The following is a 25,546-nucleotide window of genomic DNA, read 5'->3' on the forward strand; positions in this document are numbered from 1 at the left end:
GCTGTGACTCACAAGAAAAGGAGAAGGGCGCTTTTGAACTTCCCATGTTATGGATAGTCATTACAGCATGAGAAGCGATGAAATTGGCTTGTCGCGAGATTGTGACGCGTTTGTGTTACACTTCACCCGTTTTTATTTCATAGGATTACATAATTCATGTCGTGGATGCGAAAAGCCCTTCTGTCGGTATTTCATTATCCTGTTAAGTTACTGGTTAAAGCCCACAGCATTCCAGTTAACGTTGAAACCGAATTAGGAATAGATAAAAGTAAACCTATCGTTTATCTACTTCCCACCAACTCAGTGACAGACCAACTTGCACTGAGAATGTCGACTAAAGCGCTAGGTTTACCTAGTCCTACAGAAACCCTCACATTAGCGGGGCGAGAGTATTCGTCGACCTTATTTTTACGCAAAACCCAGCCTCTTTTCCGTTCGTCGGCTAAAGATACGGGAATTGAAGACGTTTTTACTGATCTCTTTCATTTGCATAGAGACCATGAAAACCTAGATTTACAAGTTGTTCCTGTCTATGTGACGTGGGGCCGTGCCCCGGGTCGTGGTAAGCCAGGCTTAAGCGATCTCATTGCTGATAAAGCGGCGCCAAGTTGGCTTCGTAAGTTGTTCATTGTGCTGTTTTTGGGCCGCGACAACTTTATTAACTACTCTAAAGCCGTTTCTGCACGCGCGATGTCCAATCAACATGGTAGTGACCAAAGTATTGCACATAAGCTTGTGCGCGTAGCAAGCACTCACTTTCAAAGAAAGCGCCAAAGCATGACTGGCCCTACGCTGTTAGAGCGCCAAGAACTCAATAATAGTGTGTTGGGCTCTGATGCAGTGCGTCGCGCTATTGCTGAGGAATCACGAAGCAAGAAGGTGCCTCATGAAAAAGCGAAAGAGACTGCCCAAACCTACATCACAGAAATCGCGGCAGACTACCGCGAAGGGCTAATTCGTTTTGGCGACAGGCTACTTACCCGTATCTGGAACAAAATTTATAACGGTATTAGTGTAGGTCATGCCGATCGCATTCGTGAATTGGCGGCTAATGGTCATGAAATCATCTACGTACCGTGCCACCGTAGTCACATGGATTACCTATTATTGACTTACGTGATTTATCACGAGGGTATGGTTACGCCACATATCGCTGCAGGTATCAATCTGAACTTTTGGCCGGTTGGAAAAATGTTCCGTCGTGGCGGTGCTTTTTTCTTACGCCGCAGTTTTGCAGGCAACAAGCTCTACACAGCTGTATTCAGAGAATATCTAGAGCTGCTGTTTAACAAAGGCTATTCGGTAAAATACTATCCCGAAGGTGGCCGCAGCCGAACCGGCCGTTTGATCCCACCGAAAACGGGCATGCTAGCCATGACCATTCAAGCCATGCTCAAAGGCGTTAACCGTCCCGTTAGTATCGTGCCTGTCTATATTGGCTATGAGAACGTGATGGAAGTGAAGAGCTACTTGAACGAACTCAAAGGCTCTAAGAAGAAAAAAGAATCTAACCTTCAGGTGTTCTCAGCTATTCGTAAACTCAAGAATTATGGTCACGGATACGTGAATTTTGGCGAACCCATTGCGCTTAACCAGTTTCTTGAAAATCATGTGCCTAACTGGCGAGATTGTCGCGATGCCGAGCCAGAGAAAAAACCAGCGTGGCTGACACCTGCGGTTAACGAACTGGCCAATAATGTCATGACGCGAATTAACCGCGCAGCGGCATTAAATGGTATGGCCTTAGCGTCGTTATGCTTACTGTCTTCTAAACGACAGACCATGAGTGAAGCTGAGTTAAAACAAGCAATGGGCGATTTCATGGACTTGTTTAAAGCGGTACCGTTCAGCGATGATGCCACCATTCCAGATTCATCAGCGGAAGAGCTACTGCGCGATACGCTGAAATTAGGCCGCTTTGACGTAAAAGAAGACGATTATGGGCGTTTGATCAGTCCTCAACCAAAATCTGCGGTATACCTTACTTATTATCGCAACAACATTTTGCACTTATTCGCGATCCCAGGTCTTATTATGGCGTCTATCTTCGCGAAGAAAGGCACCACGAAGAACAGTATTTTTCAGCTTATTGCGGCGCTTTATCCGTTGCTGCAAAAAGAGCTGTTCTTGCACCTTACCCAAGATGAGGCGCTTGCGCATACTGATGCGCTTATAACAGCGCTACTAAACAAAGGATTGTTGCGTCAGGAGGGCGATGAACTGTTGCCGCCAGATGCACACTGCAAACAATTCCACTCAGCATGGCTGTTAAGCCGATGTATGCAGGAAACGCTTCAGCGTTACGCGGTGGTATTGACCATTCTTGATAAAGAAAAAGTGATTAGCCGAAGTGCGCTTGAGCGCGAAAGTAAGCAAGTGGCTGAACGCTTATCTGCTCTCTACGGGCTAAGCTCACCAGAGTTTTACGATAAGAATGTGTTGTCTAGCTTTATCAGTGCATTGAAAGAAAACCACTGGCTGGACTCTGAAAAAGATGGCAGCTTGAAGTACTCAGAAGAGTGTGAAGCCTTACGTGCTGACGTTATGGCCCTGATTTGGCCAGAAATGATGCAGCATTTGGAGAACGTTACACTAAACGCTTCGAATTAAGGCGACGCTAGCTGGCTGAATTTGCCAGCACTACGGAGCTTAGGTAAAAAGAGAAAGCCCATGCTACTGCATGGGCTTTTTATTGCGCGTCAATCTATCTAGGCAGGCATTGAAAATCCCCATACTTCATTGATAGATAGACGCTAGATAGTGCCGCTTCGTATCGCTCCCCGGTAAACCTGCGCTTAACGCGAAGCAATACAAAGCGAAAACGGGAGATAGGCTCGTTTCGCCTGTTTCGCTATTTAAACCTTCGCTGGTTGCGACAGGAAAAAACGATAGGCGGGGTTGTCTGTTACTTCTTCAACCTTATAGCCTAACTCAGCAACATGCTGGTTAAAGTCATCTCTACTTTCTGGTGCGATATCAAAGCCTGCCAATACCAAACCTTCTGCTGCGCCATGGTTGCGATAGTGAAATAGGGTAATATTCCACTGTTCACCTAACGTATTTAAGAAGTTCAGTAGCGCCCCCGGACGCTCAGGAAATTCAAAGCTGAAGACTTGCTCGTTGAGAATAGTTGGCGGACGGCCACCAACCATGTGGCGAACATGGAGCTTCGCTAACTCATTATCGGTTAAGTTAACGCAGTCATACCCTTTGCTTTCAAGGTCGCTTTGCAGTGCCGCGAACTCTTGCTGCCCGCCTTTGAGCTTAACGCCCACGAAAATATGTGCTTCGCTCTCACTGGCATAGCGATAGTTAAATTCGGTGATTGCTTTTGCCCCAACGCACTCGCAAAACTGTTTAAACGCACCTTTGTTTTCAGGAATTTTAACCGCAAAGACCGCTTCTTTCTGCTCACCTAATTCACAGCGTTCAGACACATAGCGAAGGGTATGAAAGTTGATGTTTGCGCCACACAGAATGCCGCCTAACTTCTTACCTTTGAGGTCGTGTTGCTTAGCGTACTTGCGAATTGCCGCCACCGACAATGCGCCTGCAGGCTCTGCAATAACACGGGTATCATCAAAGATATCCTTAATTGCTCCGCATATTTCATCATTAGTAACCGTAATGGTTTCATCAATTAAACGATTACACAGACGGAAAGTTTCCTGCCCCATCACTTTAACAGCAACCCCATCAGCAAAAATGCCGACGCTTTCAAGCTCGGTAGGCGCGCCTTGCGCCTTTGCTTTAATGAAACAGGCCGATTCTTCCGACTCTACCGCAACGATTTTTATGCTTGGTTTTAGTTGCTTTAAGTAAACCGCAATACCAGCGGCTAAACCACCGCCACCCACAGCAATAAATAAGATATCGAGGTGTGGGTTTTGCTCTAGCAACTCTCGCGCGACTGTACCTTGCCCTGCAATGACATCGGGGTCGTCAAAGGGCGGAACAAAGGTATAACCGTGGGTCTCACATAATGCTTTTGCATGGCTACTTGCTTGATCAAAGCTGGTGCCATGCAATACCACATTTACGTTTTCACCGCCGAAGCGTCGTACTGCGTCTACCTTGATATCAGGCGTGGTTTCAGGCATGACAATAGTCGCCTGAATACCTTTCATTTTTGCACTGTACGCTAAGCCTTGCGCATGATTACCCGCCGAGGCGCCAATTACGCCAGCTTGCAATTGCTCGTCGCTTAGTGAGCAAATACGGTTATAGGCACCGCGCAGCTTAAAGCTTTTTACCGGCTGCTGATCTTCGCGTTTCAGAAAAATTTCATTGCCAAGCTCGGCTGAAAGCAAAGACATATAGGAAAGTTCACTTGCCACTGCTACATCGTAAACAGGGGCAAGTAAGATCTTCTTCAAATATTCATGATCGCTAACGTGTTCGGCTGCCATTAAAGATTTTCCAGCTTAGTCACATCACGCACTGCACCTTTATCGGCACTGGTTGCTAACGCCGCAAAGGTTTTAAGTGATGTGGAGACTTCACGAACGCGCTCTTTCGGCTTCCAAGGCTTATCACTGGCTTCCATTTTCGCGCGGCGTTCTGCTAGTTCTTCATCGCTAATAGCAATATTGATACTTCTATTGGGTATATCTATTTCAATTTTATCGCCATCTTCCACTAGGCCAATGCCACCACCACTGGCGGCTTCAGGTGAGCAGTGACCTATAGACAACCCACTGGTACCGCCACTAAAGCGTCCGTCTGTTACCAAAGCGCAGTGCTTGCCTAACCCTTTAGATTTCAAGTAAGACGTTGGGTACAGCATTTCTTGCATACCCGGGCCGCCGCGGGGACCTTCGTAGCGAATGAAGACCACATCACCGGCTTTTACTTCATCGCCCAAGATACCTGCTACCGCATCATCTTGGCTTTCGTAGATTCTCGCAGTTCCGTTGAATTTAAGAATAGACTCATCTACGCCAGCCGTTTTTACAATACAGCCATCTTCAGCCACATTACCGTAAAGCACGGCTAGGCCACCTTCTTGACTGAACGCATGGTCGATAGAGCGAATGCAGCCGTTTTCGCGGTCGTCATCGGCTTCGTCCCAACGACAATCTTGGCTAAATGCTTTTGTCGTGCGAATACCCGCAGGACCCGCGCGATAAAAGGTAATAGCGTCTTCGTTATCAGGGTTAGTGATGTCCCACTCGCTGATAACGTCGGTAAGCGGTTTTCCTAAAACATGATTAACATCGGTGTTCAGCAAGCCAGCCTTATTTAGCTCGTTCAAAATACCCAAAACGCCACCCGCTCGGTGTACGTCTTCCATGTGGTATTTGGGTGTTGAAGGTGCCACTTTGCATAGGTGAGGCACTTTGCGAGACAATCTGTCGATGTCTGCCATAGTAAACGGCACTTCGCCTTCCATTGCCGCTGCTAGCAGATGCAAAATGGTATTGGTCGACCCACCCATGGCAATATCCAAGCTCATGGCATTCTCAAAAGCCTTAAAGTTAGCGATATTACGTGGTAATACACTGTCATCATCGTCGCCGTAGTAACGCTTGCACAGCTCAACAATTTGTTTGCCCGCTTGTTTAAATAAACCTTCACGGTCGGCGTGGGTAGCCAGCATAGAGCCGTTGCCCGGCAAAGATAAACCTAACGCTTCGGTTAGACAGTTCATGGAGTTCGCGGTGAACATCCCTGAACATGAGCCGCAGGTAGGGCAGGCTGAGCGCTCAATTTCGTCGGTATCAGCATCGCTAACTTTGTCGTCAGCAGCCGCTACCATGGCGTCAACCAAGTCTAGTTTAATAAGCTGGTCTGAAAGCTTGGTTTTACCCGCTTCCATTGGGCCCCCAGACACAAAAATGACCGGTACGTTCAAGCGCATAGACGCCATTAGCATTCCCGGGGTAATCTTGTCGCAGTTAGAAATACAAACGATGGCATCGGCGCAATGTGCGTTCACCATGTATTCCACTGCATCAGCAATGATTTCTCGAGATGGTAAGCTATACAGCATACCGCTGTGCCCCATGGCGATACCGTCATCCACCGCGATAGTGTTGAATTCTTTCGCCACACCACCCGCTTCTTCAACGCTGCGTGCCACTAATTGGCCGAGATCTTTTAGGTGAACATGCCCAGGTACGAACTGCGTAAATGAGTTCGCAATAGCAATAATAGGCTTGCCGAAATCAGAGTCTTTCATTCCAGTTGCTCGCCATAACGCGCGAGCTCCCGCCATATTTCTACCTTGGGTGGTAGTTGCTGAACGTAACTTGGGCATAAATCCTTCCCGTTAATTTAAGGTTCTAGGTTTAGGCGCTAGACCTTTTTGTGAAACTAAAAAACAGTGGTAAACCAGTAATGCTTTGGCTCAACTTCCAATACGCGCTGTTTTACTCAAAATTGCATGTCATACTGGTGATGTAACACATCATCTAAGGTCGTTCAAAGCGAGGAGCAACAAAGCCTAACTGCTAACACATCAGTAGCGCTTTGTTTTATATGATATATTTGACATACAATACCTATATCCATTGGCATTGTAATTATGAAATGTTGTTCGTTAGAGGTTATGGCTTTACCTCATCACTCAATATCACGAACCGTAATCTCAACAGTACGTTTCGATATTGGGCAAAGAAATAGCATGAAACATAAGGCCTGATCAAGTATTTTGCGGTAGGAATGGCGAGTTTTTAAGGGTAGTAAAAGGGTACAAGAAGATGTTTGATTGGTTTCATTGGTTAAACTTAGCGGGGGTTGCAGTGTGCGCAATTTCCGGCACCCTGATGGCCTATCAAAAGCGTATGGATGGATTTGGCGTGGTCGTGCTTGCCAGCGCAACCGCCATTGGCGGCGGAACACTGCGTGATGTCATGTTAGATGTCCCGGTCTTCTGGATTGCCGATACCGATTATTTATACACCACACTGATAGCCGCCTTTATACCCATTATCTGGCTGCGTATTAGTCCACGCTTTCCTTTTCACTATTTATTAATTGCCGATGCTTTCGGGCTGGCGCTGTTTAACGTAGTAGGCATAGAGAAAGCCTTGGCAAACGACACAGGCATGGCCGTGGCGGTTGCCATGGGCACCATTACCGGCGTGTTTGGCGGTCTGTTACGGGACGTTATTTGCCGAGAGGTACCGCTGGTACTCAACGGCGAACTGTATGCCATGACCTGTATTGCAGGGGGCGTGGTTTATGGAATAGGCATGCAAATGGAACTCGCCACACAGTGGTGTGGTATTGCGGCCCTTGTCACAACCGTACTGTTTAGGCTTGGCGCCATGCGCTGGCATTGGCAGCTGCCCGTTTTCTACAACGACCACCACTAGCACTAGCCTAAGTTTGCTGAGCAGGATCATTACATGCCAAGCGTTTTATGCACTCTCAGTAGATCCCATCGTTAGTACAGTTACATCTTATCCCGACTCTCTCTAAAGTTTACGCCGACTGCGTTGGCTTACATTTTTACCGCGCTGACACGTTTGCGTTTCATAACCACGAATCATAAGTATTCAGCGAGAGGAGGTTGTTTAGATTATGGGAATGGCTGTTCTTAAAACCTTTGCAGGGCAGGGCGTGGCAGCGCCAGAGGTAAGTGTAGAGATTCACCTAGCTAATGGTTTACCTGCTTTTCAACTGGTCGGCATGGCAGAAACCAGCGTTAAAGAAGCGCGAGAAAGAGTACGCAGCGCCCTGATAAACAGTGGTTTTGAGTTTCCCGCAAAACGAATAACCGTCAATTTAGCGCCAGCAGATATTCCCAAGTTTGGCGGGCGGTTCGACCTTCCCATTGCCGTAGGCATTTTAGCTGCGTCGGGCTACATCTCAGACATTAGCCTACTTAACATTGCCTTTGTGGGCGAGCTTGCATTAAACGGTGAAATAAAGCCGGTTAACGGGCTTATTCCTGTTGTCATGGCAGCCGCAAATGAAGATATTGCGCTCGTATATCCGGGGGATAATGACGTAGAGGCTGCATTGGTTTCTCACGCAACGCGCTATCCCGCTTTCGATTTACTGTCTGTTTATGAACACCTTACCGGCAACAAAAAACTCGTCAAAGGCCAGCCGTTTACCTCACGGGCGCCTAACAAAACCTTAACAGGGTGGGATGACATTATCGGCCAAGAGCAGGCCAAACGAGCGCTTATTATCGCGGCAAGTGGTGCACATAATCTTTTGATGGTTGGCCCTCCAGGCACAGGCAAAAGTTTACTCGCCAGCCGAATGCTATCGCTATTACCCGATATGAGCGAGGAAGAAGCGTTGGAAGTGGCTGCCATTCACTCTGTGAAAGGCGAAAAACTGCATGCAGAGCGTTTTCTAACTCGCCACCTCCGCTCGCCCCATCATACTAGCTCTGCGGTGGCGCTTACTGGCGGTGGCTCAAACCCTGTACCGGGTGAAATATCGCTGGCTCATAATGGTATTTTGTTTCTAGACGAACTGCCTGAATTTGGGCGAAAGGCACTGGATGTATTGCGCGAGCCACTTGAAACCGGCGACGTGCATTTGTCTCGTGCTTCAGGAAGCGCCACATACCCCGCCAACTTTCAACTAGTAGCGGCGATGAACCCAAGCCCGACGGGTGATATTGATGATAACCGACTAACCCCGCAGCAACAGCTCAACTACTTGAACCGGTTATCGGGACCACTGCTTGATAGAATTGATATACAAGTCGAAGTGCCGCGCCTACCTGACTACGACCTGCCAGAGCGTGCCAATAGACCTGACGACTCGTTACACGCAACGCGAGAGCGAGTCATTGCAGCTCGTCACAAACAAGGGCTACGGCAAGGTAAGCCAAATGGTGCGCTGCACGCAGGTGAGCTTGCCGATATATGCTTGCTAGATGACGCTGACTTGCAGTTTTTACAAGCCGCTGCTAAACAGCTTAATTTGTCTATGCGGGTGTTTCATCGCACGTTAAAAGTGGCAAGAACCATTGCTGACCTTGAAGAGCAGAACGCTGTATCGCGGGCGCACATTGCAGAAGCATTGGGCTATCGCGCCCTCGATAACCTTATTAAACAGTTGAGCGCTAGCTGAGCATCAGCTATGCCTTAAACTTAGCCTCGCGCTTGCAAATTAAGCTGCATAAAGGCGTTAATAAGCGGCTCGTTTTGCTTATCCTGCAAGCAGCACAAACCTAAAGCATAAGGCTCAATATCTTCAACAGGTATTTGGGTTACAGCATTGGCCATACTGGAGTGATCAAGTACCACTTTAGGCACAAATCCCACGCCACATTCAAGTGCCACCATGCTCACGATGGCCTCGTTACCGCCGACATAAGCATACACATTTGGACGAATGCCATGCTCAGCAAACCAGTGATAGGCAGTACGACGGGTTGGGCCAGTTTCGGGCATAATCACCTGATGCTTGGTCCAGTCCAACTGGCTTAGTTGAGTAAGTCGCCACTCTCTTGGGGCAATAAGTACCAAAGGTACATTATCAAGCGCGGTGAAATGTAAATCTGTCGGCATATCAGGGGTGTAGATAGCAATAGATAAGTCGCACTGTTTGCCTTTCACTTTTTCTATCGCAAGGGCAGGATCGCCGGTAATTAGGCGTATATCAACACCCGGGTGCTGTTGCCTGAACTGTCTAAGCATAGCGGGTAAGTGGCTTTGACTAGCGGTAACCGAGCAAAATACGCTGAGCTCTCCCTGCAATGCGTCGTTATCTTCTTTTAAGTCGACCTTTAGCTGCTGCCAATCTTTCAGCGCTTGCTTTGAAAAAGACAGCAGCTTGTGCCCACTGTGGGTTAGCGCCACTTTGCGATTATCACGTTTAAACAACGTGCAGCCTAACTCGTCCTCAAGGCGCTGAATAACCCGGCTTAACGTAGAAGGCGACACATACATGGCCTCGGCGGTAATGCCAAAATGTAGGCTGGTAGCTAGGTGATTGAACAGCTGTAGACTGCGAAAATCCATAAACATTTCACTTTATGCAATATTATCTTGCAAATATATCATTTTCCAAAACAAAAGAAATCTTTTAGTCTCAATATCAAGTCGTCATAGACGAGGTCTGTCAACACCAAGGTCGGTGTTTGATATTGACAAAAATGAATGTTGTTCGGAAATTTTTATGGCTAATTATTTCAACACCCTGTCACTTCGCCAGCAGTTAGATCAGCTTGGCCGCTGCCGTTTCATGGCACGCGATGAATTCGCTGACGGTTGTCAGTTCTTAAAAGGCAAGAAAATTGTCATTGTAGGCTGCGGCGCGCAGGGCCTTAACCAAGGCTTGAATATGCGTGACTCAGGGTTAGATGTTTCTTATGCGCTGCGTCAAGCAGCCATTGATGAGCAACGCGACTCATATAAGCGCGCAACCAGTAACGGATTTACCGTTGGTACTTACCAACAGCTCATTCCAGAAGCAGACGTAGTTTATAACTTAACACCTGATAAGCAGCACGCTAGCGTAGTCGAAGCCGTTATGCCGCTTATGAAAGAAGGTGCAACGCTAGGTTACTCTCACGGTTTCAATATCGTTGAAGAAGGGCAGCAAATTCGTAGCGATATCACAGTAATCATGTGTGCGCCGAAAAGCCCGGGTTCTGAAGTACGTGAAGAATATAAGCGTGGCTTCGGTGTACCAACTCTGATTGCTGTACACCCAGAAAACGACCCTGAAGGTAAAGGTTGGGATCAAGCCAAAGCACTTGCAAGTGCAACGGGCGGTGACCGCGCAGGTGTACTTGAGTCATCATTTGTGGCTGAAGTTAAATCTGACCTCATGGGCGAGCAGACCATTTTGTGTGGTATGCAACAAGTTGCAGCGGTACTTGCGTTTGAAAAAATGGTTGATGACGGTATCGAGCCAGGATACGCAGGTGCACTTATTCAGTACGGCCTAGAAGCTATTACTGAAGCACTTAAGATTGGCGGTGTGACTAACATGATGGACCGTCTATCAAACCCTGCAAAAGTGAAAGCGTTTGAGCTTTCTGAGCAGTTAACTGATTTACTTCGTCCGCTATTTGAAAAGCACCAAGACGACATCATCAGCGGTGAGTTCTCTCGCACCATGATGGAAGATTGGGCCAATGGCGATGCGAACCTGCTTAAGTGGCGTGAAGAAACCGGTGAAACCGCGTTTGAAAACGCACCGGCTTATGAAGGTGAAATCAGTGAACAAGAATTCTTTGACCACGGCATCTTACTGGTTGCCATGATCAAGTGTGGTGTTGAAGTTGCGTTCGACGTAATGGTTGAAGCCGGTATTTTACCTGAGTCTGCGTACTATGAATCACTGCATGAAACACCGCTTATTTCTAACACAATCGCACGTAAGCGTTTGTATGAAATGAACGTGGTTATTTCAGACACAGCAGAATACGGAAACTATTTGTTTGCTAACGCAGCAATTCCAATTTTGCGTGAGAAATTTATGCCTACCATTGATACCAGCGTTATCGGTAAGGGTTTAGCCGCTACTTCTAATCAGGTAGAGAACAAACGCCTTGTTGAAATTAACGAAGCCATCCGCTCACACGGTGTGGAATCGGTAGGTAAGACCTTACGTGGCTACATGACTGACATGAAGGCCATAGTAGTGTAAGAGCAGAGGTTAGGACAGTTTCTGTCGTTAGGTGCTTAACTAAGCCCTCTTGCCCGACCGTTTTGGTCGGGCTTTTTTATGTCCGTAAGCCTGCTAATAAGTATCTTTCTTACGCAACTGACCACTGCGACACGCCGATACACCTTCTAAATAGAACCTTCACGAACGCGCTCAGCATAGCGTACGGATACGTAAGACAAAGCAAAAAAGACGAGAAATCCCCAGCCGATAGGCATTAAATTTCCATTTAAGAAACTGTCGACTAACAGTGCAACAGGCACCGAGAAAAGGCTAGAAAATGAGCCAATTATGGCCGCGCCTAAACCTGCCATATCGCCAAGCGGCTGCATCGCCATGGCGTTTAAGTTACCAAACAGTATGCCCACAAAGAAAAAGCCTACAAACATAACCGCAACCGTAGGAATTAAAGGCGGCAAGCCGTCGTACGCCAACAGTAACACTAAATACACAACGGCAAACCCGTTAACCCCTTTAAGTGCAAAACGACAAAGCTTGCGCATCCCAAAACGCATTACCATTTTGCCGTTAAAGTAAGAGGCGAGACCAATTGAAAAAGCAAGCGTTGCAAAGATGTAGGGAAACCATTCACCTACGTTGTAAAACACAGTAAATATGGTTTGCGAAGCACTTAAATACGCCAGGAATGCCCCAAAAATACAGCCCATGGCAAAGGTGTAACCCATCACTGCTGGGTTAGTGAGAATGAACTTTGACGATGCAAAAAACTGCGCCCATGAAAACTTTTTACGCCTTGCTCTTGGCAGGGTTTCCCCTTGACGAGAAAAAAACCAAATGCCGGCCATGGTAGCCACAATGAGAAACATAGTGAAAATATGGAACCATGAGGTCAACTCCATCACCGTTTGCCCAATAATAGGCGCCAACATAGGCACTAATATAAACACCATCATGATAAACGACATGACTTTTGCCATCGCATCGCCAACGTAAAGGTCGCGAATAATTGCCATAGAGGCTATTCGTGGCCCAGACACCCCAAATGCTTGAATAACGCGACCTACCAGCATGGTCTCCAAATTGGTGGCCATCATGCAAACAAATGTACCTAAGGCGAAAATACACAGGCCCACTAATATAGTTAGGCGACGGCCGCGGCTATCGGAAAAAGGCCCAAAGAACATTTGACCCAGTGCCATGCCTAAAAAGAACACGGTAACGATTAAGTGGGTTTGATGCGCCTCGGCGACCTGTAGTGACTCGCCAATTTGAATCAACGCAGGCAGCATAGCGTCAATGCTCAACGCGACAAGGGATGTCATCGTAGCCATTAGCGCAACAAATTCAACAAGGCCAAGCGCTGGCTTTTGCACAACTGCAGTATCCTCAGATACGCCATTAGAAGTCTGGGGCATAAAGTCTCGAATATGAAATAAAGTGGGGGAAATTAAAAAGGCGCGAAATTAACGCGCCTTGTTGAGTATACCTGAAACTTGGTTAAAAAGCCGCCAGCCAAGCAAAATCTTGTCGTAAATACTGGTGCATTTAACGGGTGTTACTCGGAAGCTGAAACGTTTGCCGTTGCAGCACTCGCTTTACTCGCTGGCCTAAGGTGTTGGTCTAAAAATGCATCCATTTCCTTAAAGAAAATATGACGATTTCGCTGAATAGACAAATTGTGGTCGCCACTTTCAAGCTCTACATATTTGTAGACCTTGTCGTAATCATCTAACTCGTCAGCCATGTAGCGACTATGAAGTGGAGGGACAACTCTATCTTCCTCTCCATGTACCAGCAAAATTGGCGTCTTTATTCCTTTCGCATTGTAGTAAGGCGAGCGCGCTTCAAGGTCGTCATAATCATCCCCAATTTGGTTTTTCACAAATTCGTTGTTCAGGAAACGGCGAGAATGAATAATGACGTGTTTAAGTGAACTTACGCCAGCAAAGCTCACCGCACACTTAAACAGATCCGGGGTTTTAACTGTTGCCATCAGGGCGGCGTAACCGCCATAGCTAGCGCCCACAATACACATGTTGTCTTGCTCAGCGTGCCCCTGTTCTACCATCCAGTTTGCCGCATCGGTGATATCATCTTGCATAGCCAAGCCCCAACCTTTCATTTGGCTTTGCGCAAAGCTGTACCCATACCCTCTAGAACCTCTAAAGTTAGGCCTTAGTACTGCATAACCTTTCGATGTAAAATACGCTGTCCAATAGTCGAAACCACTGAAATTTCTTGCTCCGGGGCCACCGTGGGGATGAATAATGGTAGGAAACGGGCCTTCACCTTTTGGTAAAGTCAAATACGCTTCGATTTTGATGCCATCTCTGGCTTCATATTCAATTAACGTATGCTCAGATAATTTTGCCGGGTCTATTTGAGCATATTGCTCAAAAAGCATCACTAACGTGCCTTCTTTACGGTCACCCAGCAAATAAACTCCTGGTAAGGTGTCAGACTCTGAATAAACAATATATGTTTGTTCGTCGTCGCTAAAGCTCACTAAGGTATTGTCGTAATCAGGAAGACCAGCATCGATACCATTTTGAAGAGCGACGTAACGTTCATCCCAATAATGTCGACCGTCATGGCGTACTCCTATTGCATCTCGGGTAACCGGTGAATAGATAAGGCTACCATTAACATCGTACCCTTCATCAGCATACACCTCTGTTCGCTCATTAGTAGTAAGGTTCAAGGTGTACAATGCACGGAAGTCTCCTTTATAACCTTTGAAATAAAGAATATTTGGGTCTTTTGCAAAGCCAACTGGGTATTCACCCTTGTCAGACATAGCGTTGTAAGCAAATAAGGTGCGCCAATCGTCTCCTTCTTTTAGAAAGACTTCTCGCTCCCCTGTATCGTAATCAAGCGAAACACCTATACGAACGTTATTTTGTTGGTCCGTCATCCAATCTCTAATGCGTTTTTTCCCGCGAATAATGCGACTTACGCCACCATCATTAACATTGATTTTGTAAACCGACGGCAGCCCCAACACCTCAGCGTCTAAGGCAATTAGAATATGTTCTGGATCGTCAGGCAGCCAGTCGATAACGTCATCGTGAAATTGAGGAATGTGGTTCGGGTTACCTGCTCGACGCTTTATTCTCTCCCATTCAACCAAGTTGAATGCACCGCCTTCACCGTCAAACTTAATGCTTAACAACCGTGTGTCATGAACTTTCGTGGTGCCACGTCGGGTTTCGTAACGAGCGCTAACCACCAGCCGTTCATTGTTCACCCAGTTGTACCAGTTAATTTTTACGCGTTCATTGTCCGATCGCAGTAGGTAGTGCTTTTCACCCTTTTTTAAGTCGTAAGTGGCAAGCATGGCAAACGCTTCTTCTTGCTCAACGTTTTGAACAAAAGCGATTTTTGAGCCATCGGGTGACAGCGACGGAGTCCAATAAGTTGGCAAAGAACTGAATTTTTCGTACTCGGGTTCTGCCTTAGTTTGATCTGCGCCCAGTGTGGAGAAAGAGCAAACCAACAGTAGCAAAGTAACTAGTGTCGTAGGTAAGAGAGCCTTATTAGAAGACATAACATTCCCTTGTTGTTTTTTATTGTTAGTGGAACTTAGCTTAGGCAAAAAACTCGAAGTTAAGTTACGCAGAGTATACTCACTCATGCCCATATGTACAAAAACAAAGCAATACTAGGCTCTATGTTCAGTGAGTGGATGTGCCAGATATGTTCTGAAGAAGAGCATTCTAGTCAGGAAAATACGTTGAATGCATGCTATACCAATCCGCATAGATCATTACCCACTCAGCGAGAGTTAAAATGTTCGTAATCGCGGCGTGTTACCGCAGGTATTGGTCTACATCAAGGTGACACAACAAAGAGTACGGACATTTTAAACTCGCCCTTCGGGAAGGTCTGGCAAGCTTCCTAGCTTCATTCTGGGAATTTGAAAGGGAACAGCCATTCCTGCATTCCCACGCTTTGCTAGGAAACTTGCCAGCGCCTTCTGAGTGGGCAATTATCTATGCGGATTGGTATTATTTACCGACGTCAGCGCAATTATTTGATCTCTCGTCGTAGTTTGCGGATACAAATTGCAGATGTGGTATCATTAACCACAGACATAATATGGATTTTACCATCAAGCGGTAAGCTTCACAGCCCAGCGTTACCTTAAGGACTTAGCCTTTTCATGCCTTCGATTTGGAGCGGGCTTGCCAGTTTGCAAGACCATCTTTTCCGACAATTTATGTTCAGAATCACCAAAGCAGTCCGAGTTTTGGTGGGCAGTACATTGTGCACGCTAGCGTGTGCTCTCTTTACTTTTTCACATGCCCAAGACCCTATTTCCTATAACATTCAGGGCGTAGAAGACGACAAACTGCGTAATAATATCCGCCTGCATTTAAACAGTCTTGACGTGGAAAAATCGTTGCTTACTGACCCTTACTGGCAAGATGAAGTGGGTGAAACGGTAGCGACAGCGGTTCAACCTTATGGTTATTACAACAGCGAGACCAAGGTAAGTATTGAAGAGGGCGACAAGGTTACAGTGAATGTTGCTTTGAATGCGCCGCTTACCATAAATAAGGTTACTCGCGAAATAATAGGTGCAGGACGTGAAGATAAGGCTTTCAGAGAACGTTTTAATTCACTAAAGCTTAAAGAAGGCGACGTGTTAAACCAAACCATTTACGAGTCGTTTAAGTCGTCCATGTTTAACTACGCCTTATCTAATGGCTATTTTGATTATTTTTGGCAGGCGACGCGTCTCGACCTAGTGCGTGACGAAAAACAAGCAAACGTACTTTTGATTGCGCAAAGCGGGCCCCAGTACCAATTTGGAGAGCTAAAATTTATTGGCGATGACAAGGCGAAAGCCATCATTGAGCGGCTAAAGCCGTTTAAAACAGGCGATGCGTACTCTTCAGCAACACTTGCCGATTTCAACAGAAGCCTTAATCAGTCTGGGTATTTTACCCGCGTTATTGCACGCCCGGTTGTAAGTGAGGCTGATGGTTTGCTGGTACCGGTTGAGGTATCGTTACTTCACAGACCCACAGACGCATTTAACGTTTCTGTTGGCGCAGCCACTGACACGGGCCCACGGGTTCGCTTAGGATGGGAGCGTCCTTGGGTGAATAGTAAAGGGCACTCTGTTTCATCTGATATTTTCATTTCAGCGCCAGAACAATCAGTGACTGCCGACTACCGTATACCGATGAGAAACATAACGCGGGATTACGCGAGTATAGAGGCGGGTTACCAATTTATAGAGTACAGCAACACTTCCTTTGAGAGTGAAACCCTATCTTTGTCTGCACACCGTTACTGGCAACATGACAATTCACCATGGCAACACGATGGCTCGGTGACCTATCTACGTGAAACTTATGATCAAGGGGAATTGAGCACAAACACCACGTCCCTAGTATTACCCGGGTACTCGTTAACCTATCGCGATAAAGACAGTGAGCTCAACATTAATAATGGTACCTACCTTCAAATGCTCACTCAAATAGGCAGAGAAGGTTATGGTTCTGATATCGATTTTGCCAAGGCAGTAGTTGAAGCCACGCTTATCCGTACCTTTAACAATGTGCACAGAATAACCATACGCGGTGAAGCTGGGGTTATTAAAACCAATAGTTTTGATGAGGTGCCAACGTCGTTGCGTTTTTATGCAGGGGGCGATAAAAGTGTTCGCGGCTTCGACTATCGCGAAATTTCTCCGACAGCTGAAGTCATTGATCCAGAAACAGGAGAACTCATTGTTGACTCTATTGGAGGGAAGTACCTTGCTACATCGAGTGTAGAGTATGCCTATCAAGTGGCAGATAATTGGAGAGTGGCAGCGTTTGTCGATGCAGGTACAGCAACAAACGACACCAGCACAACGCTGACATATAGCGTTGGGCCTGGTGTACATTGGCTTTCACCAATAGGTCCAGTCAGACTTTACGTGGCAAGAGGCTTTGCGCCAGACGAGAATACATGGCAGTTACATATTTTGTTGGGGCCTGAGCTATGAGAAAACGTACGCTTTCGGCTATTTTACTTTCACCGGTTCTTATACTGGTCGCGTTGTATGCCGTTTTGATAAGTCCCTTAGGCGGCCCTACCGTTAAGTTACTGGCCAACACGTTTGTCGAAAACCTCTCCATCGATGCCATTGACGGTGGGTTTGCTGACACACTAGAAGTGCATAATGTGGAGTGGGAAAACCCGCAATGGAAGGTGTCTGCACAATATGCCTACATTGATATTACCTGGCGTTGTTTGTTTGAGCCTAGAGTATGTGTCAATGAAGTTACGCTGGAAAACGCTACGCTTACACAGCGCTCAAACGCGCCTGACTCTTCCGATGATGCACCTGCAGGTGGCCAGATTGAATTACCGCTGCCTATTGATGTTGGGTATTTAGCGCTAACGAATATCAAACTTGCTCTACTTACGACAACAGTAGAAATTGATGAACTAGAGCTAACCGATTTTGAAGGAAATAGCGACCTCATACTTGACAGCATAGCCGCGAAAGGTGTTCGCATTGCTCTGCTAAACCAAGATGAAGCTGCCAGCTCTTCACCGGCAGCCATGACCAATGCATCGGAAACTAATGGTGAGCAACCTGCTCAAAAACCTGCTTCCAAAAAAGAACAGGCTCCAAGTGCTGATAGCGCTTTGCCTACGTCATACTCACTAAGCTACGACGTCCCCGAACTACCAAATATAGCTACCCCTATTCCTTTGTCTCTTGGTACTTTTTTAGTAGAAGATCTACACATAATTCAAGGGGAGAGCAAACAACAGATTTCACTCATCTCGCTGTTAGAGGCTCACTTTAAGGGCAGCGATGTCGCTATTGAAGAAATGACCGTTGTACATGAACAAGGTGAGGTGAAAGGAAAAGCGAGCGCAACACTTGACGGAAACTTCCCATTAAATGTGGCTATTAACGCGAAAACGAAGCTTGGTGACACACCACAAGAACTGAGTGTAGCGGCCGCGGGTGCGTTGGACGATTTAACGCTGTCAGTTGTTGCCAGAGGCGCGGTAACCGCAAACGCTAACCTAATGGCCAACATTCTAGACAGTAACCTTCCCATAGAATTCACTGCGAACTGGCAAAAACAAGCCATACCGACACTGGAAAACACTACGCTCAAAGAAGGACAGTTAACGCTTTCCGGCACCATGGGTGATTACGTACTTAAAGGAGCAGGCGCAGCTACATTGCCTGACATTGGCAATGTACCAGTATCACTTGATGTGGTGCTGAAAAAGAACAATATTTTTGTTAATGAAGCCAATATAAACGCTTTGGATGGGAGCTTAACCAACACTGGTACCCTTTATCTAAATGAAAGTATCGCGTGGGAAGGTAAGACAACGCTTAAGAATGTATCAGGGCGGCAATTCAGCACTTATGCGCCTGAAAAAATTAGCGGAGAAATAGACAGTATATTGCAATACTCTGAGCGCGGCGGATTACACATGAGCCTAAGAGATATGACTGTCTCGGGTGTACTTCAGGGCAAACCGCTTCAGGTGAAGGGGAATGCGGTTTATGCTGGCCCCAGCGACTTATTCGTTACTAACGTCAATATCATTCAAGAACACGAGCAAGAGCGAAACACGATACGCGCCATTGCTCAGGTACTGAATAAGCGTCATTTAAATGCAAATATTGCGATAAACGTTAACGCTATTTCAAGCCTATACCCAGAAGTGACAGGTGCGGTAAGTGGCAATATCACAGCCGCCGGTCCTTGGCAAAATCCAAGTGCTAACGGCACACTCGCCCTATCTAATATCGCTGTGTCACCCAGTTTAAATGCCTCTGCCGCGCAGCAAGGACCATTGAACGGCGAAATCAAAGTTAGCGGTACCTATCGCGACCACACCGCAGATATTGACCTAGCTGTGCCCAACAATAATATTGGGCTGTCTTTAAAAGGTGCATGGACTAACAATCACTGGGTGGGAGAAATTAGTGATACCGCATTGAAGCTCGCTAATATGCAGTGGACGCTATCAAGCCCGTTCAGTGTAGATATAGGCACCACACCTATAACGGCTAAAATAGGTCAGCACTGTTGGACCTCTCGAAAAGAAGGTGAGCTGTGTATTTCAAACGTGAATTATCAACAAAACAAAGCCAGTTGGGATATCAGCGCGACGGCGCTGCCCATCGGGTTGTGGGCGAACGAGTTAGCGCCTACTGTTGTTTCAAGCCCCTCACAAGCAACACTTACCGTAAAAACCAAAGGCAGCTACTCAGCTAACGACCCAATCGATGCTACATTTACTGCGTCTATGAGTTCTGCGCCATGGCAACTTGGTGAAACGCGCCCGCTAACGCTCACTATTAACTCCATAGAAACTAAAGGAGAGATAAAGCAGGGGCAGTTAGCATCAACGTCTGTGATCTCAAGCCAAGATGTCGGGGATGCAACACTAACCTTGAATACCCGTCCTTTCGAATCGCGTATACCACTCGATGGTAAACTAGAGATGCAAGGGCTTAATGTTGCACCATTCAAACCCCTTTCCCCTGCTATCAGAACCCTTACAGGAAAGTTAAATGGGAACGTATCGTTAAGTGGTTACATTGACGACCCTACGCTTAACGGTGAATTGACGGTTTCAAATGGCGCTATCGATATACAAGATACGCCTGTGACACTGGCCGATTGGAATCAAAAAGTATCGCTTAATGGTCAAACCGCTGCACTAGACGGCACCTTCTTACTAGGCGGAGGAAAAGGGGCGTTAAAAGGCGAGTTAGACTGGTCATCCAACCCCAGTGCGACATTTAATTTAAAGGGAAACGGTTTCGAAATTCGTCAGCCAAACATTCGACTCAAGGTATCACCGAATATCGATATCGCCGCCACAAAAGAAAAAGTGGACGTGAGTGGCGAGGTAAATATTCCTTGGGCGAGAATTGAAATAGAGTCGCTACCTGAGAGTGCTGTTTCCCCATCAAAAGACGTGCACCTGCGTGGCGAACCGGATAGAGAGGAACCGCTAGATATCGTCCACGCTTCGGTATTGGTAAACATCGACAAAAACAAAACCGAAGAAGTAAAACTCGAAGCGTTTGGCCTTACTGCAAGTTTGTATGGTGGCATTCGCGTAAACACTCAACCTGCACTTGTGGGCTATGGTGACCTTCAAATTTTAAATGGTCGATACAACGCTTACGGACAACAGTTAATTATTCAAACCGGTGAAGTACAATTTAACGGCCCAATTGACCAACCTTTGTTGCTGGTCGAAGCCATCCGCGACCCGGCTAAAACCGATGACGACGTAATTGCAGGTATCCGAATTGATGGCGCGGCTGACTCGCCAAGTATTAACCTGTTCTCTGAGCCTGCAATGGATCAACAGGGCGTATTGTCATATCTACTCACAGGTTCTGGACCGAACTCGGGCACACAAGATCCTAACTACGCTGCGCTGCTGGTAGGTTTTGGTTTATCCAACACCAAAACCCTGACAGGGCAAGTGGGAAGCGCGCTAGGTATTGATGATTTTAGTTTAAGCACTAACGAAGATTTACTGTCGGTAAGAGGGCAGATTAACGAGCGATTATCTGTGGAATACAATGTGGACGTTGGTCTAAGTAACAACGACGCTAATAGCACGCTACGACGCAGACAACTACCGCCTGACTTGGCGGTAAAATATCAGCTTCTACCTAGTTTATATTTAGAAGCCATTCAAACCACACTGGAAGACCAATCTGAGTTCGCGTTAGACCTTTATTATGAGTTTTTCTTGGGTGATAACAGAACCCGTAGAGATAGTGATGAAGACGACAGTGAATCTGACGAGTCCAATGAAAGCGCAGAGCAAGATCTGAAAGATAAGGTGAGCACTCCGAGCACAAGTAATAACAATTAAGCGCTCAAAGTCAAAACATCGTACTTTTGCACTCATGCGCCCTTAACGCTGCTGTGCCATCTTCTCAAGCGTTTCGAGTTGACGCTCAAAACGCTTTTGTCTTTTGCTCGCCCACACATACCACACTAGCATCACAACGCTCATGGACGTCATAACTATAGCCATCTTCATAACTTTCTCTGGGGTAAGCTCCCCATAAAAATAGCGCTCCACCAGAAAGGCACATCCAAATAACACTGCAGTCCATGTCGAGTGTTTAGTGATTACAGCAATCTTCACGTTATTCTTAATTTGCTTTATTAGCTGCGTTAGGTGGTCAGCGGTTTGAGTGTCTTTTGAAAATGCGGCCACTCTTCTTAACCACAGCTGATAAACAAGCAGGGGAAGAGCCGTGACCAGCATAAAAACAAACATCGCGTGGGCGACAAAAGTGAACTTTTCCCAAGTAATAACTAGCAAGTAGATCGCTGGGATAAACGCTAAGGAGTCAACCAACATATACCAGCGTTGCTTGGTTCGCTCGCTGCTTAAACTGGCTTTTACTTCCGAGAGGTTGATAGTCGTAACTGGCTGAGCTTGCCATAGCGCAGAAAGGCCATCATTTTGCGCATCGTCTACTGATACGGGCGGGTTCGTTTGATTCTCTTTATCTGAATTATGCATGCGGTTGCTCCTGCATGATACTTTGTTTGGCGCGCTTTAATATCACACCAACATGATTTTTAGTCAGACCACAGACGTCTGCAATTTCATCGTAACTTAAGCCTTCAAGAGAAAGCGTTAGCACTTGTCTTGACTGCAATGGAAGTGCCCGTACCGCGCGAAGTAGGCGTTCCAATGACTGGTGTTGACTAGACATTTCCTCTGGTGAGTGGGTAGTACTCGCGAACCCGTCAGAGCCCAAATCATCGTGGTCATATTGATGGGTATCGAGACGTTTCACTTGATTTGCTACGTGAGTAACTGCGCGGTTATGAGCTATCTTCAAAATATAGGTTTTCACGCTGCTATCGCCCTTAAAGCGAGACAGCCCCTGCCAAACGGCAATAGCAATTTCTTGCAATAATTCTTGCTGCATCGCTTCGTTTGCTTCATAGCTGTTGGCTACACGGCTCAGTATTGCCCCGTATTGCGCAAAAACATCTTCAAAACCCTGCCCCAACGTCACATCCCTAATCACAAAAACTGTTGTTATTTTATTGTGTTACTTCTATCAGTCTGCCCCCACGAATTTTTATTACAAACTTTTTTCGTCAGTGCTGTAATTTTTTTAAGCAACAAACGACTAGTTAAAACAGTAAGTGCAGTAACGTGCGTTTAGGGCATTTTCCCTAAAAGCCTTCAACCTTGAAATTTGGATTAGGAAAAAATTATGTCTACGTTAAGTATAGTTTTGTTAATTGGCAGCCTGACGTCGCTTGTGCTTTTGGCAAGCTACTTAGACGCAAAATTTCAGTGGCGACTAAACGACTGGATGAACGGCGAGTGCAGCAACCCGTTCGTTAAAAGCGTGACCGACAAACAGCAGCAGCGTTTAGAGGAAAAAGATGCGCAGATTGAAACTTTGATGGCGCGAATCGAAACCCTTGAAACTATTGTTACCGAGCCTGCTTACGAACTGAATAAGAAAATCAACGCGCTCAAATAAACGGTTTTACCAGCTCCTAGCTCGACACCGGTGGGCGACGCATAAAGCGGGGAACTTTCCCCATTGCAATGGCGTTGCCTACCAGCACAATGACCACCCCAACCACAGATAAAACGCTCCAGGTATAGCCTTCGAAAAAGGTGGAAATAACCAGTGCAACCATGGGGTATACCAAGACCACATATGCAGCCTTGTCAGCGCCCATTTGCTTTAACAGTTTCATGTACGCGCCAAACGCAAACACAGAGCCAAAGATAGCCAGATAAAGCAGCGACAGATAGAACTCGGTATGGGTAGGAATGACCAACTTACCCGGCATTGCCAGTGAGGTGATGAAAAGCAGCACCATGGCATAGCTCATGGCATAGAAGTTCATTTGGATAACAGGCGTACCCGAGGTCAAAATACGCTCGGAGATAACGTTACCTGTTGAGGCGCAGAAAAAGCTGACAAACGCTATGGCGAGGCCGGTGGCAAGCGCCGCATCCATGGAGACTTTGGAAAACTCCGGCACAAACAAACACACAATGCCCAGCAAGCCAAATGTAGCACCTATAACCACTTCTTTTCTTATAGGCTCTTTAAGCCACCATCGCCGAAGCACAACATTAATGTAGATAATACAAGAGCTCATAAGGGCTAACAACGCGCTAATTATGTGCGCTTGCGCCATATACAGCAGCGTGTAATTTAAGCTGTATAAAAAGAGACCGACTGCGGCCATTTTCACATGAACATGTACCGGTAGCTTAAGCGGCAAACGCCTAATAACACAGTAAATCCCTAAACAGGCCGACGCCAATAAATAACGCAGCGCAATGGCAAACGTTTCAGAGGTATGCCCTATTTGGTAAGTGATGGCTATCCAGGTTGAGCCCCAAATCAGGCAGCACAGAGCAAATAAGGTTGCGTTATTCATAGCGGTGTTCTAGCCCTGGGAAGCTGATAAACAAGAAGATAAGTGGGCAGATAAATGGTCGATAGCACTATCTAGCAGTTTTTGCCTAGCGCCATTACCAATCCACGCATTATGCGGCGTTACCAGCAAGTTAGGTAGTGCCTCTTTAAGCAATATATGATCAACAGGCGGAGGCTCGACACTTAATACATCTAATCCCGCGCCACCAATTTGATTGTTTTTAAGCGCATGATAGAGTGCCTCCTCATCAATCAAACCGCCGCGAGCCGTATTAATGAGAAAAGCGGTTGGCTTCATCAGCGACAACGTCTCGGCATTAATCAGCTTATCGGTGGCTTCAGTAAGCGGGCAATGAAGACTTACCACATCGGCATTTGGTAAAAGCGATGCAAGACTTGGACGAGGGTCGTCTTGTTTACCTGGGCGAGCAGCGATACTCACCTGCATACCCATAGCCTTAAACAATGCCTCTACACGCTTGCCAAGCTCGCCATGCCCAACAATTACCGCATGCTTACCCGCCAATTCCACCACGGGATGATTGAGTAAGCAGAAATGAGAAGATTCAGACCATGCTTGGTTGCGCATATCGCGCTGATACGTCACAAAATTGGTGGCCAAATTCAACGCCAAGGTCAACGTATGTTGAGCAACGCTATCAGTGCCATAGCCCTCTACATTTTGAACGGTAATACCAGCCTGTTCGCAGTAATCACGGTCGATATTGTTCATGCCGGTCGCAGTTACACCAATATAGCGAAGCTGACTGGCCTGCTGTAAATCTTTGGCTTGTAGCACGACTTTGTTAACCAGCACAGCATCGGCATTTTTAATGCGCTCGGCCACATCTTCGGCTTGAGTTTGTTGATGAAGCGTAATCGCGGCGTCGAAATTAGTTTGTAAGTCATCTAGTGACGAGGTATCAAGGCTGGGCAAATCCATGGTTTCGGCGTCTAGAAAGACAACCTGCTTTTGATTGCCGTTGCTCATCGCTTGTGATGCATTGTGTTTCGTCATTTTTGCCATGCTCTACATTACTTCCACAATCGACTCTAACGCTGTTTTCACATTAACAGGAATAGGAATGGCCTTGTCGGTTTTTCTATCTACAAACACATGCACAAATTGGCCATGAGCCACGCGTCGCTTATTCTCTCCGGCATAAACCGATAGACCATAAGTCACTGAACTTCTACCAATTTTGATAACGCGCAAGCCTACAAAAATGTCTTCAGGGTAGGCTGCCGGAGCAATGTACTGACACTGACTGCTTACCACATACGCCACGGATTGCCCGTTGTGTATATCTAGCCCACCTTCTTCAATTAAAAAACGGTTTACCGCGGTATCAAAGAAACCATAGTACACAACATTGTTGATATGTCCGTACGCATCATTGTCTTGCCAACGCGTGGCGATAGTGACTTTGTAAGGGTAGTCGGCAAGTGTAGGTGTGATATCAGTCATGATCGTCCCTTAGTGAATAAATGTATCGCTTTGTTGTTGGCGCAAATAATGAAAATCGATGAACGACTAACGCCAATTAA

17 protein-coding genes are annotated in these 25,546 nt (G+C 46.5%); 7 read left to right on the top strand and 10 right to left on the bottom strand.

Translation table 11 applies throughout. From position 1 onward, the window contains the following. Positions 1–156 precede the first annotated feature (156 nt). The gene (gene plsB / locus QME20_RS10840) at positions 157–2,610 is read left to right on the top strand and encodes a glycerol-3-phosphate 1-O-acyltransferase PlsB (RefSeq protein ID WP_281715918.1); all 2,454 of its coding nucleotides are present in this window, start codon (positions 157–159) and stop codon (positions 2,608–2,610) included. Between the two features lie 245 nt (positions 2,611–2,855). Here the strand turns inward: plsB and ilvA are convergent, their stop codons facing one another. Continuing rightward, positions 2,856–4,409, bottom strand: a complete 1,554-nt coding sequence (gene ilvA / locus QME20_RS10845; protein ID WP_014977809.1) for a threonine ammonia-lyase, biosynthetic — start codon at positions 4,407–4,409, stop codon at positions 2,856–2,858. After that, positions 4,409–6,259 carry a dihydroxy-acid dehydratase gene (gene ilvD / locus QME20_RS10850; RefSeq protein ID WP_281715919.1) on the bottom strand — a complete coding sequence of 617 codons (1,851 nt, stop codon included), beginning with the start codon at positions 6,257–6,259 and terminating at the stop codon, positions 4,409–4,411. Before ilvD ends, ilvA begins: the two co-directional genes overlap by 1 nt. 442 nt (positions 6,260–6,701) lie before the next feature. Here ilvD and QME20_RS10855 point away from each other — a divergent pair, with 442 nt between their 5' ends. Together QME20_RS10855 and QME20_RS10860 are read left to right on the top strand one after the other, a co-directional pair. Next, positions 6,702–7,319 carry a trimeric intracellular cation channel family protein gene (locus QME20_RS10855; RefSeq protein WP_014951393.1) on the top strand — a complete coding sequence of 206 codons (618 nt, stop codon included), beginning with the start codon at positions 6,702–6,704 and terminating at the stop codon, positions 7,317–7,319. 208 nt (positions 7,320–7,527) lie between these two features. Next, positions 7,528–9,042 carry a YifB family Mg chelatase-like AAA ATPase gene (locus tag QME20_RS10860; protein WP_281715920.1) on the top strand — a complete coding sequence of 505 codons (1,515 nt, stop codon included), beginning with the start codon at positions 7,528–7,530 and terminating at the stop codon, positions 9,040–9,042. 20 nt (positions 9,043–9,062) lie between these two features. On the opposite strand, the gene ilvY is transcribed toward QME20_RS10860, so the two are convergent. After that, on the bottom strand, positions 9,063–9,935 hold the full coding sequence (gene ilvY / locus QME20_RS10865; RefSeq protein ID WP_156079065.1) for an HTH-type transcriptional activator IlvY: 873 nt from the start codon (positions 9,933–9,935) through the stop codon (positions 9,063–9,065). Between the two features lie 157 nt (positions 9,936–10,092). Here ilvY and ilvC point away from each other — a divergent pair, with 157 nt between their 5' ends. After that, on the top strand, positions 10,093–11,571 hold the full coding sequence (gene ilvC, locus QME20_RS10870) for a ketol-acid reductoisomerase (protein WP_187447529.1): 1,479 nt from the start codon (positions 10,093–10,095) through the stop codon (positions 11,569–11,571). A gap of 146 nt (positions 11,572–11,717) precedes the next feature. On the opposite strand, the gene QME20_RS10875 is transcribed toward ilvC, so the two are convergent. Then, positions 11,718–12,965, bottom strand: a complete 1,248-nt coding sequence (locus tag QME20_RS10875; protein WP_168463148.1) for a multidrug effflux MFS transporter — start codon at positions 12,963–12,965, stop codon at positions 11,718–11,720. Positions 12,966–13,105: 140 nt separating this feature from the next. After that, on the bottom strand, positions 13,106–15,097 hold the full coding sequence (locus QME20_RS10880; RefSeq protein ID WP_168463149.1) for an alpha/beta fold hydrolase: 1,992 nt from the start codon (positions 15,095–15,097) through the stop codon (positions 13,106–13,108). A 615-nt stretch (positions 15,098–15,712) separates the two neighbouring features. On the opposite strand from QME20_RS10880, the gene QME20_RS10885 reads away from it, so the two are divergent. Beyond that, positions 15,713–17,551 carry an autotransporter assembly complex family protein gene (locus QME20_RS10885; protein WP_168463753.1) on the top strand — a complete coding sequence of 613 codons (1,839 nt, stop codon included), beginning with the start codon at positions 15,713–15,715 and terminating at the stop codon, positions 17,549–17,551. Next, positions 17,548–21,432 carry a translocation/assembly module TamB domain-containing protein gene (locus tag QME20_RS10890; RefSeq protein WP_281715921.1) on the top strand — a complete coding sequence of 1,295 codons (3,885 nt, stop codon included), beginning with the start codon at positions 17,548–17,550 and terminating at the stop codon, positions 21,430–21,432. The genes QME20_RS10885 and QME20_RS10890 overlap by 4 nt, the downstream gene beginning before the upstream one ends. A 42-nt stretch (positions 21,433–21,474) precedes the next feature. Here QME20_RS10890 and QME20_RS10895 read toward each other — a convergent pair whose 3' ends face one another. After that, the gene (locus tag QME20_RS10895; RefSeq protein ID WP_187447395.1) at positions 21,475–22,095 is read right to left on the bottom strand and encodes a hypothetical protein; all 621 of its coding nucleotides are present in this window, start codon (positions 22,093–22,095) and stop codon (positions 21,475–21,477) included. Next, on the bottom strand, positions 22,088–22,594 hold the full coding sequence (locus tag QME20_RS10900) for a sigma-70 family RNA polymerase sigma factor (protein ID WP_014980752.1): 507 nt from the start codon (positions 22,592–22,594) through the stop codon (positions 22,088–22,090). Before QME20_RS10900 ends, QME20_RS10895 begins: the two co-directional genes overlap by 8 nt. A 210-nt stretch (positions 22,595–22,804) precedes the next feature. On the opposite strand from QME20_RS10900, the gene QME20_RS10905 reads away from it, so the two are divergent. Beyond that, positions 22,805–23,080 (top strand): hypothetical protein, encoded by a 276-nt coding sequence (locus QME20_RS10905; RefSeq protein WP_061096232.1) that lies wholly within the window; start codon positions 22,805–22,807, stop codon positions 23,078–23,080. Positions 23,081–23,096: 16 nt separating this feature from the next. On the opposite strand, the gene QME20_RS10910 is transcribed toward QME20_RS10905, so the two are convergent. Genes QME20_RS10910 through QME20_RS10920 form a run of 3 tightly spaced genes read right to left on the bottom strand, consistent with a single transcriptional unit; the run spans position 23,097 to position 25,466 of the window. Next, complete coding sequence (locus QME20_RS10910; RefSeq protein ID WP_014951414.1) at positions 23,097–23,999, bottom strand: EamA family transporter; 903 nt, start codon at positions 23,997–23,999, stop codon at positions 23,097–23,099. 9 nt (positions 24,000–24,008) lie between these two features. Further along, positions 24,009–25,025: a D-2-hydroxyacid dehydrogenase gene (locus tag QME20_RS10915; protein WP_281715922.1), complete on the bottom strand. Its 1,017-nt coding sequence runs from the start codon at positions 25,023–25,025 to the stop codon at positions 24,009–24,011. A gap of 3 nt (positions 25,026–25,028) precedes the next feature. After that, positions 25,029–25,466 (bottom strand): thioesterase family protein, encoded by a 438-nt coding sequence (locus QME20_RS10920; RefSeq protein ID WP_014951416.1) that lies wholly within the window; start codon positions 25,464–25,466, stop codon positions 25,029–25,031. Positions 25,467–25,546 lie beyond the last annotated feature (80 nt).

The organism is Alteromonas sp. CyTr2 (assembly GCF_947311905.1).
In the GTDB taxonomy this organism is placed as follows: Bacteria; Pseudomonadota; Gammaproteobacteria; order Enterobacterales; family Alteromonadaceae; genus Alteromonas; species Alteromonas macleodii.